The following is a 16,700-nucleotide window of genomic DNA, read 5'->3' as shown; positions in this document are numbered from 1 at the left end:
CGGCCAGTCAACTCCGCCGGCCCACACCGCGATCGGTGCATCCCCCAAAAAACGGCGGCACACAGATCACCCCCATCACCGCCCGCCCCCAAGCTCCAGTCACCCCCGGCAGGTTCGCCGCAATCCCATCCACTCGCGCCGCAGCCAGCATGGCGAAGCTAATACCTTCTTTTGACTGACTCGGGATTCCATAGGAGTCAATAGGGTTAATAGGGCACCCGCTCAGCTCCTCCGCCAAAAAGCCCATCAATACAGGGTTTTTCGCGCCTCCACCACTCACGATCACCTCCAGGCCGCATCGCTCCACGTCGCCAGCAGTCGGCCGAATACCACCACCCCTCAACCATGACCAAACACAGTCCCGACAGGCCTCCGCGATGGTCCGGGCGGTCAACGCCGTCGCCGTCGCAACCCAATCCTCCGGCACCGAGCTCGCCCGACGCAACCGCCCCAACTCGGCCTCCACAAACCCGCGGCCAAACTCCTCCCGCCCCGTCGTCTTCGGCGGCCGCCGGGCCAGAAACGGATGACCCAGCCAACGCTCCAATACCCCCCCCAGAACCCGCCCGCGAGCCGCCCACCGACCATCCCGATCCATCCGCTCCCGGCCACCCGTCACCCGGGCCACTAGACCATCCACGATCATGTTGCCCGGCCCAGTGTCAAACGCTACCACATCCTCGGCCCTCGCACCCGGCGGCAACCAGGTCAGGTTGGCCACCCCTCCAATGTTCTGAATGATCCGAGGCCTGTCACGATCCCGAAACAACACCCAGTCGGTCCAAGGCACCAGCGGCGCCCCCTGGCCGCCAGCCGCCACATCCCCCTGCCGAAAGTCCGATATCGTCACCAACCCGCTTCGAGCCGCCACCCGCGAGGCATCACCCAGCTGCAGCGTGACCGTCCTACCCGGCCGCGCCCCGGGAAGATGACATACCGTCTGGCCAGCCAGCCCGATCAGCGTCGGACGCCACTTCCGATCACACGCCTCGATCGCCTTGCGAGCGGCCACGCCAAAAGCCTCACCCAACTCCGCATGAAGCCGGGCAATCTCCTCCGTACGCGCCACCGCTGGAGCCATGACCGCCATCAACCGCCGCCGAAGAGCCGCCGCGAACGGCCGGTGATCATGACGCACCAGCCGCACCCGCATGTCCTCGCCATGTCCGTCAATCCGAACGCACACCGCGTCAATACCGTCGCCACTCGTCCCGGCCATCAGCCCGAGCACATAGCGAGGTCGCTGCCGCCCGCCATAGCCGACACGCTTCCCCGATTTCGCCTGCCTCATGGCCGCCATGATCCCTTCCTGGGAACTCGGAAACAAGCAACCAGAACCCCGCGTATGACCCACCACCCCAGGGCCTCGTCCGGCCAACTACCCTTCGGGCGGACCAGAACTGAGCTCATCCAGGCCTCCATCATCCCCCACCCTCTCCACCTCGTCACCCTCGACGCCCGCCCGGCTTGAGTCTGCCGCCCACCCTCCCTATAGTATCGCCCTTCCGTCAAACAAGCGGCCCCTCCAGGAGCGGCCCATCCAAACACGGCACGAGGAGCAAACGGAATGACCGAGATCAAGGCAACCAACATCACCTGGCATGAGGGACACGTCGGCCGCGAAGATCGCCACAAGCTCCTCGGCCAGAAGGGCGCCACCATCTGGTTCACCGGCTTGAGCGGGTGCGGCAAGAGCACCATCGCCTACACCGTCGAGCACGCCCTGATCGCTTCCGGCCGGCTGGCTTACGTCCTCGATGGAGACAACATCCGCCACGGACTCAACAAGAACCTGGGCTTTTCCGCTTCCGACCGCGAAGAGAACATCCGCCGAATCGGCGAGGTCACCAAGCTCTTCGCCGACGCCGGGTTGTTCTCCCTGACCAGTTTCATCAGCCCCTACCGTAAGGACCGCGACTTGGCCCGGAATATCCACGAGCAAGCCGGCCTGCCCTTCATCGAGGTCTTCGTCGACGTCCCCATCGAAATCTGCGAACAACGCGATCCCAAGGGCCTCTACAAGAAAGCCCGCGCCGCCCTGGCCGCCGGCAAGGGCATGGGCTTCACCGGCGTGGACGACCCCTACGAGGCTCCACTCAAGCCGGAACTCGTCCTCGCCAACCACCAAACCACCCCCCAGGAAGCGGCCGCGAACGTCCTCGCTTACCTCCAAGACAACGGACTCCTCCCCCGCTGACCCCAAAAGAGTGTCAGGTTCATTCTTAAGCCGTCCGACCGCTCGGATAACGGGACAGGTCCGTTTATTTCGAGCCTGATCAACACGTCGTGACCAACCGACCACCGGACGGCAAACAGTTACTCGGATAACGGTACACCGTTTATTTCGGCTCGGACTTGCTGATCGCTGCTGCTTCTCCGGGTCCGGGACAGGACAAGTGTTGTGAGTATGGAGGACGATCCCTGCGGTCCGCCTCCCAGCTCTTTGAAATCCCGATAGCCTCCCCCGCCCGGGAGGGCACGCTCATAGTCTCTGACTGCTGTCCGCCGTCCGCCGACCGCCGACCGCTCAATTGGCTTCGTTTGGCGCTCTGAAAGCCTGACTGCCGACCGCCCACCCCTCAATTGGCTTCGTTTCGCCAGACGGTTTTCAGCCACCAAGCCCCGCCAGGCACTCGGCCAGGCAGCCAACCACAAACTCCGCGTCGTCACGGGTAAGGCACAGCGGCGGAGTCAGACGCAACACATTACCAGATAGCCCGCTTCTGCCCACCAGCAAACCGCGGTCCCTGGCCCGCTCGCACACCTCGGCCGCCTCCATGCCCGCCGGCTCCTTGGTGACCCGATCCTTGACCAGCTCAATCCCGATGATCAACCCCATGCCCCGAACTTCGCCGATCAGCGCGCATCGCTCCTGCAGCGCCAGCAGGCCCTCCTTCAAGTAGGCCCCCACGCCCTCGGCGTTCTCACGCAGACCCTCCTCCTCGATCGTCCGAAGCACCGCCAGCCCCTGGGCCGCCGAAACCGGGTTACCCGCAAAGGTATTGAAGTGCAGCCGCCGTGTCATGCTCGCGGCCACCTCCGGCCGGGTCACGCAGGCGGACAGCGGAGCCCCGTTGGCGATACCCTTAGCCACCGTCACCATGTCCGGTACCACGCCCCAGTTCTCAAACGCCCAGAAGTGCCGCCCGGTGCGACCCAGCCCGGCCTGGACTTCGTCGGCAATGCACAAACCACCGTGCCGGCGAACAATGTCATACACGATCTGGAAGTAACCCGGCGGCGGCACCACCACCCCGCCGACACCCTGGAGCGCCTCGGCAATGAAGCAGGCCACCTCCCCACACGTCTCGTAACGAATCGTGTCCTCCACGCCGCGGGCACACTTCAGATCGCAGCCGGGATGGCTCAGGCCAAACGGACAACGATAACAATAGCCCGGCGAACAGAAGGCAACATCCTGCGGCGTCGGAAGCGGAAACCGCCAGGTCCCCAAGGCGGTGAACGCCATCGTCGTCTGCGTCCCGCCGTGGTAGCCATTCTGCAAGGCCAGTACCTGCGAACGGCCCGTGTGCAGCCGAGCCATCATCGTGGCCAGATCGTTGGCCTCGCTCCCGGAATTCGCGAAGGTGGCCGCCTGCAGACCGGAACCGTCGGGCATGTGCGCGGCCAGCACCCGGGCCAGGGCCACAACCGTCGGGTGAAGGTAGAGCGTCGTCGTGTGAACCAGCCGCCCAAGCTGCTCGCTGGCGGCTGCAGTAACCTGCGGGTGGCAATGCCCTACGCTGATGCTGGCAATCCCCCCTACCGCGTCAAGATAGCGACAGCCGGCGTCGTCCCACACGTACTGCAGGTGGCCCTCGACGATGCACAGCGGCCGGCGGTAGTAGGTGAACACGCCCGGACCAAGATAGTCGCGACGCAACGCGAGAATCTCCTCCGGACCCGGCCCCGTATATCGCGCCGGAGCATGATCGCAAGGAGGCAACAATGGCCGTGAATCGGACGGCTCGCCGGTGTTCACCATGGCGGCAGGGCTCCTCGCAAGGCGCCCCCCCCTCGGCTCGGTGCCGCCGAGGCCGCCCGCAAGCCCATCATACCACGCCCGGGCCCCAGGTCACCCGGGCTGTCGATCTCGATCCAGTCCGGGTACTCGTCCGTCTCGTCCGGATCTGTAATCCCTATCTGGTTGGAGGCTATGAACTCTATCAGGAACAGCATCGGCGGCATCCCCAACGTTCCCACTTCAGCCGACGCGATCTGATCAAGAAGCACCCCGATCCCGAGGAGCCGGATTCTCCGGCAGGAACAGGGCGATCGCCCCGGCGGGGATGAACAGGAACGCGGCGTACAACAGGGCAAGGCGGTAGTCGCCCACCTTGGCAAACAGGCCGAAGAAGACCGTGCCGAAGGCAGCCACGATGCGGCCGATGTTGAAGCAGAACCCCGCCCCGGTCGTCCGCAGCAGCGTCGGAAAGAGCGGCGGCAGGTACATGGTGAACAGGGCGAATACCCCGTGACAGACACCGATCGCCGCCAGGAAGTACAACAGGCCGTCAGGATCGCGCGGGACACCATAGCACACGGTCAGGCAGCAGAAGTAGGCCACACACCACAGGGCGATCGCTCGCCGAAAGCCCACTCGCCGGGCGAGGGCCGCGGCCAGGAAGTTGCCGCCGATCGACACCCCGATCACCAGCATGAACGCTTCACTCACCTGGGCCCCGACCTCCGAGGCGGGCCAGCCCGCGCGGTCCAGCAGGCCGCGCAGATGCTGCGTAGACCAGAACAGGAAAGCCCAATGACCGGTCAGCGCGGCCGCACAGACGGCCATCGCCAGCAGCGTGGTCCGGCGAATGTCGCCGCGGAACAGGCTGGCGACCCCGGGCGCCCGGCCAGCCCGCTGCGTTGCGGCCTGATGCCACTCGTCCGACTCGGGCACCGAGCGGCGAACCCACAGAACCATCAGCGCGGGCAATACACCCACCAGGAACACACTGCGGTTGGGCAGAGCGAGATGCGAGACCACCCAGTACGCCGAGCAGGCCAGGAGAATCCCCAGGTTGCCGCCGGTCTGCAGCACCGCCGCCATCCAAGGTCGCCACCGGCGCGGCCAGGTCTCGGAGAGCAGCGACGCACCCACCGCCCACTCGCCACCGATCCCCAGCGCGGCCAGGAAGCGGAAGATGAACAGGTGCCACCAGGTCTGGGCGAAGAAGGACAGGCCGGTGAACAACGCATAGGTCAGAATGGTCAGCACCAGGGCCCGCGTGCGACCGAGCCGATCACCAACCCGCCCGAAGAAGCCGCCCCCCAGCGCCCAGCCGACCAGGAAGGAGGCCTGAATCCACGAGCCGTACTCCTTGACCCGCGGATCCGTCCCTGGCGTGGTCAGCAATTCCGCCACGAACGGGAGCGCCACCAGCGTATAGAGGTGCATGTCCAAGCCGTCAAACAGCCACCCCAGCCAGGCAGCCAGCCCGGACTTCCACTGGGCCCGCGAGACATCGCGAAGCCGGGTCACCTCGCGGGCGTGCGGAGCAGTTGAACCAGCGGATGACAGGCCTTCAGGTCCGTCCACGAAGGGCTACCTCCACATGAACCTCTGGGCGCCGATTCGGATCCTCCCGCCCAGGTGGCTTGGCCCCAAACCCATCGCTCCGCTCCTACAGGCATGCAAAGGCGGACCAGACATCCTGGTCGCAATTCTCCTGCACCGAGGTGGACGGCTGGAACCACTCCTGCCCCGGGCAGCCCATGAAGTCCGCCAGGGAGATACCCGGCTTGCCGACAAGTCAGAACCCGGGTTCGAGATGCCGTTCGCGGAACACCGCCAGACCAGTTGGCGGGTCGTGCCGGCCGCTCTTCACTCCGGCCGTCCTGGTCGTCCGCCGTATCCGGCGTTCGCGGGGAGCAGGCCCTGCCTCGGCTTTCGAACTCTGGCGACTTCGGTCAGCCGGCACTCCGGCTTTCGGCCCGCTACCCCAGCAGGCTCAGCATCTGCCCCATCTCGCTGGCGGCGTGCTTGTCACCCGCCTTCCGAGCAGCGGCAATGCCTAGCTGCAGGACCGCCTTGGCATCTGCCTTCCGGCCCATGGCCACGAGGGCGTTGGCCCGCTGGAAGTAGGCCGGCACGTAGGCAGGGTCGAGCTCGCTGACCCGCGCGAATTGGGCCACCGCGTCTTCCTGACGGCCCTCCTTGACCAGTTCCATCGCCAGGGAGAAGTTGAGGAAGACATCGGCCGGCTCGGCCGCCAGCATCTGCTTGATCCTGTCGAGTCGTGACACGTTCGCTCCGTCTTCGGCAATGGCCCAAGGGGGCATCGCTCCGCACACGCCATCTGTTCGGGCGATTGGTCCACACTGTAGGAGCGGACTCGGGAGGGTGTCAAATGCTGTTGGTCGTGGCGTTTACGGCACGTCGACGGGAGGTTAGACTGGATCTGGTGATCCTGGGTGGTTACCCGGATCGGTGGGAGCTTCTGTCACTGAACCACGCGAGGGAGGCGTCGACCATGGGCAATCAGAAATGGACAAGGCGAGAGGTGATTCGGACGGGTGTGGTCACGGCGGCTGGTTTGATGGCATCCACGGCGGCTCGCCCGACGCAAGCGGCGCCCCAGGCCCAGGGAACGCTCGGAGCCAACGACCGGATCCGCGTGGCGGTGGCGGGTGTGAACGGCCGGGGCCGCTCCCACATCGGGGCCTTCGTCGGCAGGAAGAACGAGTGTGAACTGGCCTACTTGGTTGACCCGGACAGCCGGCTCTTCGCCAAGTGGGACAAGCAGCTTGAAGCGAAGGGTGCCAAGGCTCCGGTCATGGTCCAGGACGTTCGCCGCGTGCTCGAGGACAAGAGCGTGGACGCGGTGTCGATCGCCACGCCCAACCACTGGCACGCGTTGATGACGATCTGGGCCTGCCAGGCGGGCAAGGACGTCTACGTCGAGAAGCCGATGAGCCATAATGTCCACGAAGGCCGCGTGGCCGCCGATGCGGCCCGCAAGTACAACCGGATCGTCCAGCATGGCACCCAGAGCCGCAGCGACGCGGCATGGGCCAACGTGGTCGCAGTCATCAAGAGCGGCAAGCTCGGCAAGCTGCTGGTTGCCCGGGCGTTGTGCTACAAGCCGCGCGGTTCGATCGGATTCAAGGAGATCGCCCAGCCGCCGAAGGAACTCGACTTCGGCCTGTGGCTCGGACCGGTCCGCGAGCAGCCCTACCATGAGAACCTCGTCCACTACAATTGGCACTGGTTCTGGGACTTCGGCAACGGCGACATCGGCAACCAGGGTGTCCATCAGATGGACATCGCCCGCTGGGGCATTCCGGGTGCGACCTTGCCCAAGAGTGTCATCAGCCTCGGCGGCCGATTCGGCTACAAGGACCAGGGCCAGACGCCCAACACGCAGATGGCGATCATGGATTTTGGCGAGACCCAGCTCATTTTCGAGGTCCGCGGCCTGGAGACCAAGAAGTTCCATGGCTCCGGGATCGGCAACATCTTCCACCTCGAGGCGGGGATGATTGTGGACAGGAAGTTCTATCCGAAGGACAGCAACCAGCCGGCCCCGCTGCCCAAAGTGGACGAGTCCCGCGGCCCGGGCGGCGAGGATCACTTCGCCAACTTCATCGCCGCGGTCAAGAGCCGCAAGATGACCGATCTCAACGCCGAGATTCTGGAAGGTCACTACTCGAGTGCCCTGTGCCACTTGGCGTGCCTATCCCAGCAACTTGGCAAGCCGGCGCCGTTCAACCCCAAGACCAAGGCCTTTGGTGACAACAAGGACGCCTACGAAACACTGGGCCGCATGGAGGAGCACCTCAAAGACAACGGTGTCAAGCTCGAGGAGACCGAGTACGTCCTTGGCCGCAAGCTGACCGTCGATGCCAGAGCCGAGACCATTACCGGCGATGCCGAGGCGGCCAAGATGATCTTCGCGGAATACCGCAAGCCGTTCGTCGTACCGGAGACGCTGTGACCGACACTGTACCCCACCGTCGAGCGGGGCGAGTTCCGATCGTGCTGTTGGCCGGATGCACCCTGGGGGTGCCCGTCGGCTGGCTGTTGGCCACGCTGGCCGCTCTGCCCTTCTACCTCGGCCTGTTCTTCTGCCTCCTCTTTTGCCTGCTGGTCGGCGCGACGATGTACCGGTCTGGACGCTCGGCCCGGCCGCTCCCTCTCCCGGCACTGTGGGTAGTGGGTATCGCGGTCAGTCTGGTGATCTGGGCGACCAGCCTGTTCGGCGAGTACTGCAATGTACGGGGGTACAACCTCTACACGTACGGAGCCGGCGGGCTTCGGCCGTATCCCATCATCGGAGACGTTCAGAAGGCAGTCCGGCGAAGTTTCAGGTACCGTTCTCTCTGTCCCGAGGAGACGGTCCGGCTGCGTGAAGGTGTGCAGAAGGGCTTCCTGGATCAGCTCCAGACACGGTATCCGCCGGGTGGTTTCCTGGGCTTCCTTCGCTGGGCGACGACCAAGCAGGAGCTACAGCTGCCTCGGGTGCTGAGCGACTCCACGGAGCCTTTCAAGGCCCAGGGGGTCGTGTGGACCGTCCGGGTCGGTCTATCGCTCATCTTCATCACCGGGGCGATTCTGTCCCAGGTTCTCGGACTGGCTCAGCTGCCCGGGGTCGGGAACGACAGGGTCGTCGCCGGGACTGACGAAGGTTCCCCCGGGGCGGCGTGAACGGGCGAATCCTTTGCACGAAGAGTTGGATCGCTTACACTGGCGCGGCATCCCCTCAGACCGGCAGGCCGAACAGGCGAGACATCGATGGCGACGGTGATCTTAAAACCTGATGCCGCAAGTGCTTACTGGGATGTGATCCGGGAGGCAGCAGCCTGTTTGGCGGCTGGCGGCTTGGTGGTATTCCCGACCGAGACGGTCTACGGAATTGGCGCGTGCGCCACCGAACCCAAGGCTCTCGCTCGTCTGCGGAGCGTGAAGGGTCGGCAGGAAACGAAGCCATTCACGGTGCACATCGGCTGCCGGACGGCGCTGGAGCAGTACGTTCCTGACCCCGGCGAGATGGGCCGGCGACTATCTCAGAAGGCCTGGCCTGGGCCCCTGACACTGGTTTTCCAGGTGGACGATCCGACCCAAGCGCCGGTCATCCGGGAGAGTGGTATCGAACACGTTGGGGCCCTGTACTACCAAGGGACCATTGGCATCCGGTATCCTGACGACCACACGGCCGCGGACCTCCTGACCGAAGTGCGAGGTGCGGTGGTTGCGGCCAGCGCGAATTCCGCAGGGGCCACGCCTGCGGTCGATGCCGAACAGGCCTTGAGGGCCCTGGACGGGAAGGTGGACTTGCTGATTGATGCCGGGCGGACCCGCTACGGCACGGCTTCGACCATCGTTCGGGTGACGGAGATCGGTTACGCCGTGCTTCGCGAGGGGGTGCTCGACGAGCGGACGGTGCGCCGTCTGGCTCGGGTCACGTTTCTTGTCGTCTGCAGCGGGAATACGTGTCGGAGCGCGATGGGCGAGGGGCTGCTTCGGCGACTGTTGGCTACACGGCTGGGATGCAAGGACGCCCAGTTGGGCGACCGCGGATACGCGGTTGAGTCGGCGGGGACGATGGCGTTTGATGGGGCTCCGGCCTCGTCGGCGGCGGTCGAGGCTCTCCGGGCCCGAGGAATCGACATTTCGGGTCATCGGTCCACGGCTTTGGCTCCGGACCTCATTCATCGGGCGGACTATGTTTTCGCCATGACGGACGGACATCTTCGCAGTATCATCACCATGGTGCCCTCGGCCCAGGACCGGTGTCGTCGGCTGGACGATGACAACATCGAGGATCCGATCGGCGGCGATGCTGAGGTGTACAGCCGATGTGCGGATCGACTTGAAGGTGCGTTACGACGCCAACTGGAGGAGATACCACTTTGAAAGTTGCTCTTGGAGCGGACCACCGTGGATACCAAGCCAAAGAGAAGGTCAAGAGCATGCTGACCGCGCTCGGCTATGAAGTGCTGGATTGTGGTACGGATTCGCCGTCCGCGTTTGACTACCCGGATGCCGCGTATCCCACGTGCGAGGCTGTTCAAGTCGCCAAAGCTGATACCGGCATTCTCTTCTGCGGCACGGGGATCGGGATGTCGATCTCCGCGAACAAAGTCCGGGGCATCCGTGCGGCCGTCTGTCATGACGAGGTCACCACGGAACTTGCCCGGCGGCACAACAACGCCAACGTGCTCTGTCTACCCGCCGACCTGATTGGCGAGGAGCTCACCCGGAGGATTGTCGAGGTCTGGCTCAAGACCCGTTTTGAGGGTGGCCGCCACGAACGGCGTCTGCGCAAGATCGCGGAGTTCGAGGATCGGCAGGCCGGGCTGGGGCCTGAAGGCTCCGGGAGCAGATAGCCGAGATTCCTAAAAACTCCTTTCGACACCTTTAAGATATTCGCCTTTCGAGCCGAGCTCAGGGCCTATCCCGGCAGGTTTTGCGCGACCGACGAGCCGCCGGAATCAGCGCCGGCGAGACGGTGAGCGGCGACCAAGGAGGGAGCCCGAACAAGGTGTACTCGTCGGCGTCACGCCGGTGGAGACAGGCTCCTCACGCATGTCAGGCTCTGGGCAGATCGCCCTCTCCCTTGGTGGGTAGCAGTGACTGTCCCGTGAGGTACTGGTCAATTGATCGGGCGGCTTCGCGACCTTCGCTGATCGCCCAGACGACCAGGGACTGGCCGCGACGCATATCGCCGCAGGCAAAGACGCCGGGCATGCTGGTCATGTAGCTGGTCTCGTCGGCTTTGACGTTTCCGCGCGGATCCAGGTCCAGGCCGAGCTGGGCGACCACGCCCCCGGTTTCCGGGCCCACGAAACCCAGGGCGAGCAGCACCAGATCCGCGGGCCAAGTTCTGACACTGCCCGGGATCTCGCGCATCTTCGGTCCGGAGCCGTTCCCCGACGAGATCCACTCGACGTCGACGGTTTCGAGGCTAGTCACATGCCCGTCCGTCCCGATGAAGCGTTTGGTGAGGATGCTCCAGAATCGTTCGCAGCCTTCCTTGTGCGAGCTGCTGGTCCGCAGCTTGATCGGCCAATACGGCCAGGGTTGACTCTGCGGCCGGCTCTCGGGTGGCTGAGGGAGCAGTTCGAACTGAGTCACGCTGCGGGCCCCCTGCCGGTTCGAGGTTCCGACGCAGTCGGAGCCGGTGTCGCCGCCGCCGATCACGATCACGTGCTTGTCCGTGGCGAGGATGTCACGGACGTGGGTGCTGAACCACCAGCCCTGGTCTTGCCAGGCGGTCATGTCGCCGGCGACGCGTTTGTTCTGCTGGGGGAGGAATTCCATGGCCAGATGGACGCCGCCGAGTTCGCGTCCTGGGATAGGCAGGTCGCGGGACCGGGTGGATCCGCCGCAGAGCACGACGGCATTGAACTCCCGGCGAAGGCAGTCGCCGGTCACATCGACGCCGACGTTCACGCCGGTCTTGAAGGTGATGCCCTCGGCCTCGAGGATCCTGATACGGCGATCGATGATGTGCTTGTCGAGTTTGAAATCGGGTATCCCATACCGAAGCAGGCCACCGATGCGATCGGCCCGCTCGAAGACGGTTACCTGATGGCCGGCGTAGTTGAGTTGCTGGGCGGCGGCCAGGCCGGCCGGCCCGGAACCGACGATGGCGACGGTCTTGCCGGTCCGCGTTTCGGGCGGCTGAGGCCGGATCCAGCGCTCCTTGAATGCCCGCTCGATGATCGAGACCTCGATGTTCTTGATGGTGACCGGCGGCTCGCTGATTCCGAGCACGCAGGATTCCTCGCAGGGGGCCGGGCAGACCCGCCCGGTGATCTCCGGGAAGTTGTTGGTCGAGTGCAGGGTGGTGATCGCTCGGCGCCAGTCATCCCGATAGACCAGGTCGTTGAAATCGGGGATCACATTGCCCAGCGGGCACCCGGTGTGGCAGAACGGCACTCCGCAATCCATGCAGCGGGCGGCCTGCTGCTTGAGCCGGACCACTGGAAGAGGCACGAGGAACTCCCGGTAGTCCCTGACCCGTTCGGCCGGCGGGCGTTCCTCGGGCAGCTGGCGGCTGAACTCCCGGAAGCCAGTGGGTTTACCCATGGGACACCTCCAGGATGGCCTCGGGCCGGATGGGCTCGGACAAGGCCGCCGGTCGGGTGGTGCGGGTCTGTTCCTCGAGCACGCGTTTGTACTCGATGGGCATGATCTTGACGAACCGGGGCAGGCACTCCTGCCAGTGATCGAGTATCCGCCGGCCGGGCGTGCTGCCCGTGTAGTGGACGTGTCGTTCGATCAGGCTCCTCAACTCGGTGATGTCCACTTCGGCGGTCACGGCCTCGAGTTCGACCATCTCCAGGTTGCACCGGCAGCGAGCGAAGTCGCCGGTCTCGTCGAACACATAGGCGATGCCACCGCTCATTCCCGCGGCGAAGTTGCGTCCGGTTGGACCGAGCACGACCGCCCGGCCGCCGGTCATGTACTCGCAGCCGTGATCGCCGACGCCCTCGACGACAGCCCGCGCCCCGCTGTTGCGGACGCAGAAGCGCTCGCCAGCCAGGCCGCGAATGTAACCTTCGCCGTCGGTTGCCCCGTAGAAAGCCACGTTGCCGATCAACACGTTCTTCTCCGGCACGAAGCTGGCCCGCTTGGGCGGGTAGGCAATCACCCTACCTCCGGACAAGCCCTTGCCGAATCCGTCATTCGCATCACCCTCGATCTCCATGGTCATGCCGTGAGGGATGAAAGCGGCGAAGCTCTGCCCGGCGGAGCCCCTGAACTTGAGATGCAGGGTATTCTCGGGCAGCCCTTCGCTCCCCCACCGTCGGGTGATCTCGCTTCCGGTGATTGTCCCGGCGGTGCGATCCGTGTTGTGGATCTGTAGTTCGCGATAGACTCGCTCGCCGCGCTCGATGGCGGGCCCGGCCACTTCGAGGAGGAGGGTCATATCCATCGAGTCCTCGATGCGGTGCTTCTGGGCCTTCTGGCAGTAGGTCCCGAAGCTGGCAGGGACTTCGGGTCGGTGAAGTAGTTTACCGAGGTTGAGCTCCCTGGCTTTCCAGTGATCCACGTCCTTCCTGGGCTCGAGTCGATCGCAGCGCCCGACCATCTCGTTGATGGTCCGGAAGCCGAGTCCAGCCATGATCTCGCGCAGCTCCTCGGCCACGTAGAACATGAAGTTGATCACGTGCTCGGGCCGGCCGGCGAATTTCCTGCGCAACTCGGGATCCTGGGTAGCCACGCCGACCGGGCAGGTGTTCAGGTGGCACTTGCGCATCATGATGCAGCCGGAAGCGATCAAGGGTGCGGTGGCGAAACCGAACTCCTCGGCCCCGAGCAGGCAGGCGATGGCCACGTCCCGACCGGTCTTGAGCTGGCCATCGGTCTCGAGAATGATGCGGCTGCGGAGATCATTGGCCAGCAGCACCTGGTGAGTTTCGGCCACGCCCAGCTCCCAAGGGAGGCCGGCGTGCTTGATGGAGGTCAACGGCGATGCCCCGGTCCCGCCGTCGTGCCCGCTGATCAACACCAGATCCGCCTTGCCCTTGGCCACGCCGGCGGCGACGGTTCCCACGCCGACCTCGGCCACCAGTTTGACGCTGATCCGGGCACGGTGGTTGGCGTTTTTGAGATCGTAGATGAGCTGAGCCAGATCCTCGATGGAGTAGATGTCGTGATGCGGAGGCGGGGAGATGAGTTGCACGCCGGGGGTTGAATGGCGGGTCTTGCCGATCCAGGCGTCGACCTTACGGCCGGGCAGCTGTCCGCCCTCGCCGGGCTTGGCTCCCTGAGCCATCTTGATCTGCAGTTCGTCGGCGTTGACCAGGTACTCGCTGGTCACCCCGAATCGCCCGGAGGCCACCTGCTTGATCGAACTCCGTATCGAGTCGCCGTTGTGGAGGTTCTGGGCGGTCCACGGCGAGAGGGGCAACAGGGCCTTACGGCGATCGTCCTGGCTCGGGAACGGTCGATAGCGGATTGGATCCTCGCCGCCCTCGCCGGTGTTGCTCTTTCCGCCGATGCGATTCATGGCCATGGCCAAGTTGGCGTGGGCTTCGAAGGAGATCGAGCCGAAGGACATCGCCCCGGTCTTGAATCGCTTGACGATTTCCCTGGCCGGCTCGACTTCCTCGATAGGAACGGGCTGGTTGGTGGGCTTGAACTCGAGCAGTCCGCGAAGGGTGCACAAGTGGCGGCTCTGGTCATCGATCAGCCGGGAATACTCCTTGTAGCTCTTCCAGCTCTCCTGACGAACGGCCTCCTGCAGCTTGGCCACGGTCATCGGGTTGGTGAGGTGGTACTCGCCGCGGCGGCGCCACTGATACTGTCCGCCGGACTCGAGATCCACATCGTCGGGCCTCCATTGGCCGGGGAAGGCCTTGGCGTGACGAGCGGAGGCCTCCCGGGCGAGGGCGTCCAGCCCGATGCCGCCGATTCGGGAAGGGGTCCAGGTGAAGTACTGGTCGACCACCTCGGGAGCCAGGCCCACGGCCTCGAAGATCTGGGCGCCCCGATAGCTCTGCAGTGTCGAGATGCCCATCTTGGACATGATCTTGATCACGCCCTTGTTGAGGGCCTTGATGTATTGGGTTCGGGCATGCTGGAGAGTCAGGCCGGGATTGAGCTTTCCGTGGGCGTGCATGTCGGCCAGTGTCTGCAGGGCCAGGTACGGATTGACTGCACCCACGCCGTAGGCCAGGAGCAGGGCAACATGATGGACCTCGCGCGGCTCGCCGGACTCGATGACGATCCCGCACCTGGTCCGCGTGCCCTCGCGAATCAGATGGTGATGGAGTCCCGCGCCGGCCAGCAGAGCCGGCACCGCGGCCTGCTCGCGGCATACGCCGCGGTCGGAGAGTATCAGGATGGTGTAACCGTCGGCGATGGCCTTGCTGGCCGCGGCGAACAGATCGTCGAGGCTCTTGGGCAGGGCGGCCTCGCCGCCATCCGCCTGAAACAGGATGGGGAGGGTGATGGCACGAAGACCGTCCTGGTCCAGTTTACGGATCGCGGCGAGTTCCGCGTCGGTGAGTACCGGCTGCTCGACGCGTAACTGGCGGCAATGCAGCGGTGTTTCTTCGAACAGGTCTTGTTCGCCGCCGAGATCGGTGATGCTCGAGGTCACGAGCTCCTCGCGGATAGCGTCGAGCGGCGGGTTGGTGACCTGGGCAAAGAGCTGCTTGAAGTAGTTGTAGAGGAGCGGTGCCTTGTTGCTGAAGACTGCCAGCGGCGTGTCCGTGCCCATTGATCCGACCGGCTCGATGCCGTCGTTGGCCATTGGGGTGATAATCAGGCGGAGGTCCTCGGCGGTGTACCCGAACGCGCGTTGGAGCTTCTGAAGAGACCCCCTTTCCCTGGGCAGGTGAACCGCCTCATGTCTGCCGCCGGCCTTGGACAGGCCGGGCTGGTCTGCCAAGCTCACCAGGTTCGCGCTGAGCCACTTGCGGTAGGGTTTGCGGGCGGCGAGTTGCTCCTTGATTTCCTCGTCCGGCACGATTCGCTCGCCGTCGGTATCGACCAGGAGCATGCGGCCGGGCTCAAGCCTGCCCTTGAGGACCACGTCGGCCGGGTCTACCTCTAGAACCCCGGTTTCGGAGGACATGATCACGTCGCCGTCACTGGTGACCATGTACCGCGACGGCCGGAGCCCGTTGCGGTCCAGGACGGCGCCGACGACCTTGCCGTCGGTGAAAGCGATTGAGGCCGGCCCGTCCCACGGCTCCATGAGACAGGAGTGATACTCGTAGAAGGCACGCTTGGCATCGCTCATCGTCTTGTGGTTCTGCCACGCCTCGGGGATGAGCATGGCGATGCAGTGCGGCAGCGAGCGGCCGGTATGGTAGAGCAGTTCGATCGCGTTGTCGAGAATGGCCGAATCGCTGGCTCCCGGCGTGCTGATCGGCAGGATCTTGGCCATGTCCTCGCCGAACACGGGGGACTTGAACAGCTTCTCGCGGGCGTGCATCCAGTTGATGTTCCCGCGAAGGGTGTTGATCTCGCCGTTGTGGCAAAGGAAGCGGAAGGGCTGAGCCAGGTCCCAGGTCGGGAAGGTGTTGGTGCTGTAGCGCTGATGGACGAGGGCGATAGCCGAGGTCATTCCCGGGTCGCTCAGATCCTGATAGTACTTCTCGATCTGAGGGGCGAGGAGCAATCCCTTGTAGTTCAGCGTGCGGTGGGAGAGGCTCAGCACGTAGAAGAACCGGGCCTGGCTCAAGCCCGACGAGCGGGCCCAGGCTTCCATGACCTTGCGGATCACGTAGAGTTTGCGTTCGAAAGCCTCGTCGCGGTCGACGCCCCGGCCGCGGCTGATGAAGATCTGCCGAACGACCGGCTCGACCGCTCGGGCGATGGGGCCGATCACCTCGCTGTTGTGTGGTACGTCGCGCCACCCGAGCAACTGCTGGCCTTCCCGGGCGATGACGGCCTCGAAGACCTCCTCGCATTGGGCCCGCTGGTGGAGATCGGAAGGCAGGAACACCAAGCCCGTGCCGTACTCATGCGGATCCGGCAGCCGAATGCCTACCCCGCCCGCGGCATCCCTCAAGAACTCATGAGGGGTCTGAATGAGAATGCCCGCCCCGTCGCCGGTGTCGGGATCACAGCTGCAGGCCCCGCGATGCTCAAGGTGGACAAGGATCTCGAGGGCACGATGGACGATGTCATGCGAGCGGACGCCGTTCAGGCTGGCGATGAAGCCGACGCCGCAGGCCGCCCGCTCGGTGGACGGCTCGTAGAGACCCATCTCCGCAAGACGCTGATACGGCTCCAT

At 64.8% G+C, this 16,700-nt stretch carries 11 protein-coding genes; 5 read left to right on the top strand and 6 right to left on the bottom strand.

Going from position 1 to position 16,700, the window contains the following annotated elements; all coding sequences use genetic code 11:
- Nucleotides 1-7: 7 nt before the first annotated feature.
- Nucleotides 8-1,300, bottom strand: a complete 1,293-nt coding sequence (locus tag KA354_14000; GenBank protein MBP7935756.1) for an anhydro-N-acetylmuramic acid kinase — start codon at nt 1,298-1,300, stop codon at nt 8-10.
- Nucleotides 1,301-1,567: 267 nt separating this feature from the next.
- On the opposite strand from KA354_14000, the gene cysC reads away from it, so the two are divergent.
- The gene (gene cysC / locus KA354_13995) at nt 1,568-2,197 is read left to right on the top strand and encodes an adenylyl-sulfate kinase (protein MBP7935755.1); all 630 of its coding nucleotides are present in this window, start codon (nt 1,568-1,570) and stop codon (nt 2,195-2,197) included.
- A gap of 411 nt (nt 2,198-2,608) precedes the next feature.
- On the opposite strand, the gene KA354_13990 is transcribed toward cysC, so the two are convergent.
- The 3 genes from KA354_13990 to KA354_13980 all read right to left on the bottom strand — a co-directional run bounded on the left by KA354_13990 (nt 2,609) and on the right by KA354_13980 (nt 6,246).
- On the bottom strand, nt 2,609-3,985 hold the full coding sequence (locus KA354_13990) for an aspartate aminotransferase family protein (GenBank protein MBP7935754.1): 1,377 nt from the start codon (nt 3,983-3,985) through the stop codon (nt 2,609-2,611).
- A 237-nt stretch (nt 3,986-4,222) separates the two neighbouring features.
- Nucleotides 4,223-5,425, bottom strand: coding sequence for an MFS transporter (locus tag KA354_13985; protein ID MBP7935753.1), 1,203 nt, complete (start codon nt 5,423-5,425; stop codon nt 4,223-4,225).
- Between the two features lie 512 nt (nt 5,426-5,937).
- A complete protein-coding gene (locus KA354_13980; protein ID MBP7935752.1) occupies nt 5,938-6,246 on the bottom strand; it encodes a tetratricopeptide repeat protein in 309 nt (102 codons plus the stop codon).
- A 227-nt stretch (nt 6,247-6,473) separates the two neighbouring features.
- On the opposite strand from KA354_13980, the gene KA354_13975 reads away from it, so the two are divergent.
- The 4 genes from KA354_13975 (at nt 6,474) to rpiB (ending at nt 10,329) form a co-directional block, all read left to right on the top strand.
- A complete protein-coding gene (locus tag KA354_13975; protein MBP7935751.1) occupies nt 6,474-7,937 on the top strand; it encodes a Gfo/Idh/MocA family oxidoreductase in 1,464 nt (487 codons plus the stop codon).
- Nucleotides 7,934-8,647 carry a hypothetical protein gene (locus KA354_13970; GenBank protein ID MBP7935750.1) on the top strand — a complete coding sequence of 238 codons (714 nt, stop codon included), beginning with the start codon at nt 7,934-7,936 and terminating at the stop codon, nt 8,645-8,647. Before KA354_13975 ends, KA354_13970 begins: the two co-directional genes overlap by 4 nt.
- Nucleotides 8,648-8,743: 96 nt before the next feature.
- Nucleotides 8,744-9,856: a threonylcarbamoyl-AMP synthase gene (locus KA354_13965; protein ID MBP7935749.1), complete on the top strand. Its 1,113-nt coding sequence runs from the start codon at nt 8,744-8,746 to the stop codon at nt 9,854-9,856.
- A complete protein-coding gene (gene rpiB, locus KA354_13960) occupies nt 9,853-10,329 on the top strand; it encodes a ribose 5-phosphate isomerase B (GenBank protein MBP7935748.1) in 477 nt (158 codons plus the stop codon). Before KA354_13965 ends, rpiB begins: the two co-directional genes overlap by 4 nt.
- Before the next feature lie 202 nt (nt 10,330-10,531).
- On the opposite strand, the gene KA354_13955 is transcribed toward rpiB, so the two are convergent.
- Together KA354_13955 and KA354_13950 are read right to left on the bottom strand one after the other, a co-directional pair.
- Nucleotides 10,532-12,034 carry a glutamate synthase subunit beta gene (locus KA354_13955; GenBank protein MBP7935747.1) on the bottom strand — a complete coding sequence of 501 codons (1,503 nt, stop codon included), beginning with the start codon at nt 12,032-12,034 and terminating at the stop codon, nt 10,532-10,534.
- A complete protein-coding gene (locus KA354_13950; protein ID MBP7935746.1) occupies nt 12,027-16,700 on the bottom strand; it encodes a glutamate synthase subunit alpha in 4,674 nt (1,557 codons plus the stop codon). The genes KA354_13955 and KA354_13950 overlap by 8 nt, the downstream gene beginning before the upstream one ends.

The sequence above is a fragment of the Phycisphaerae bacterium genome (genome assembly GCA_018003015.1).
In the GTDB taxonomy this organism is placed as follows: Bacteria; Planctomycetota; Phycisphaerae; order UBA1845; family PWPN01; genus JAGNEZ01.
The sequence above is the reverse complement of the archived record's forward strand: the minus strand, read 5'-3'. Positions and strand labels throughout refer to the sequence as shown.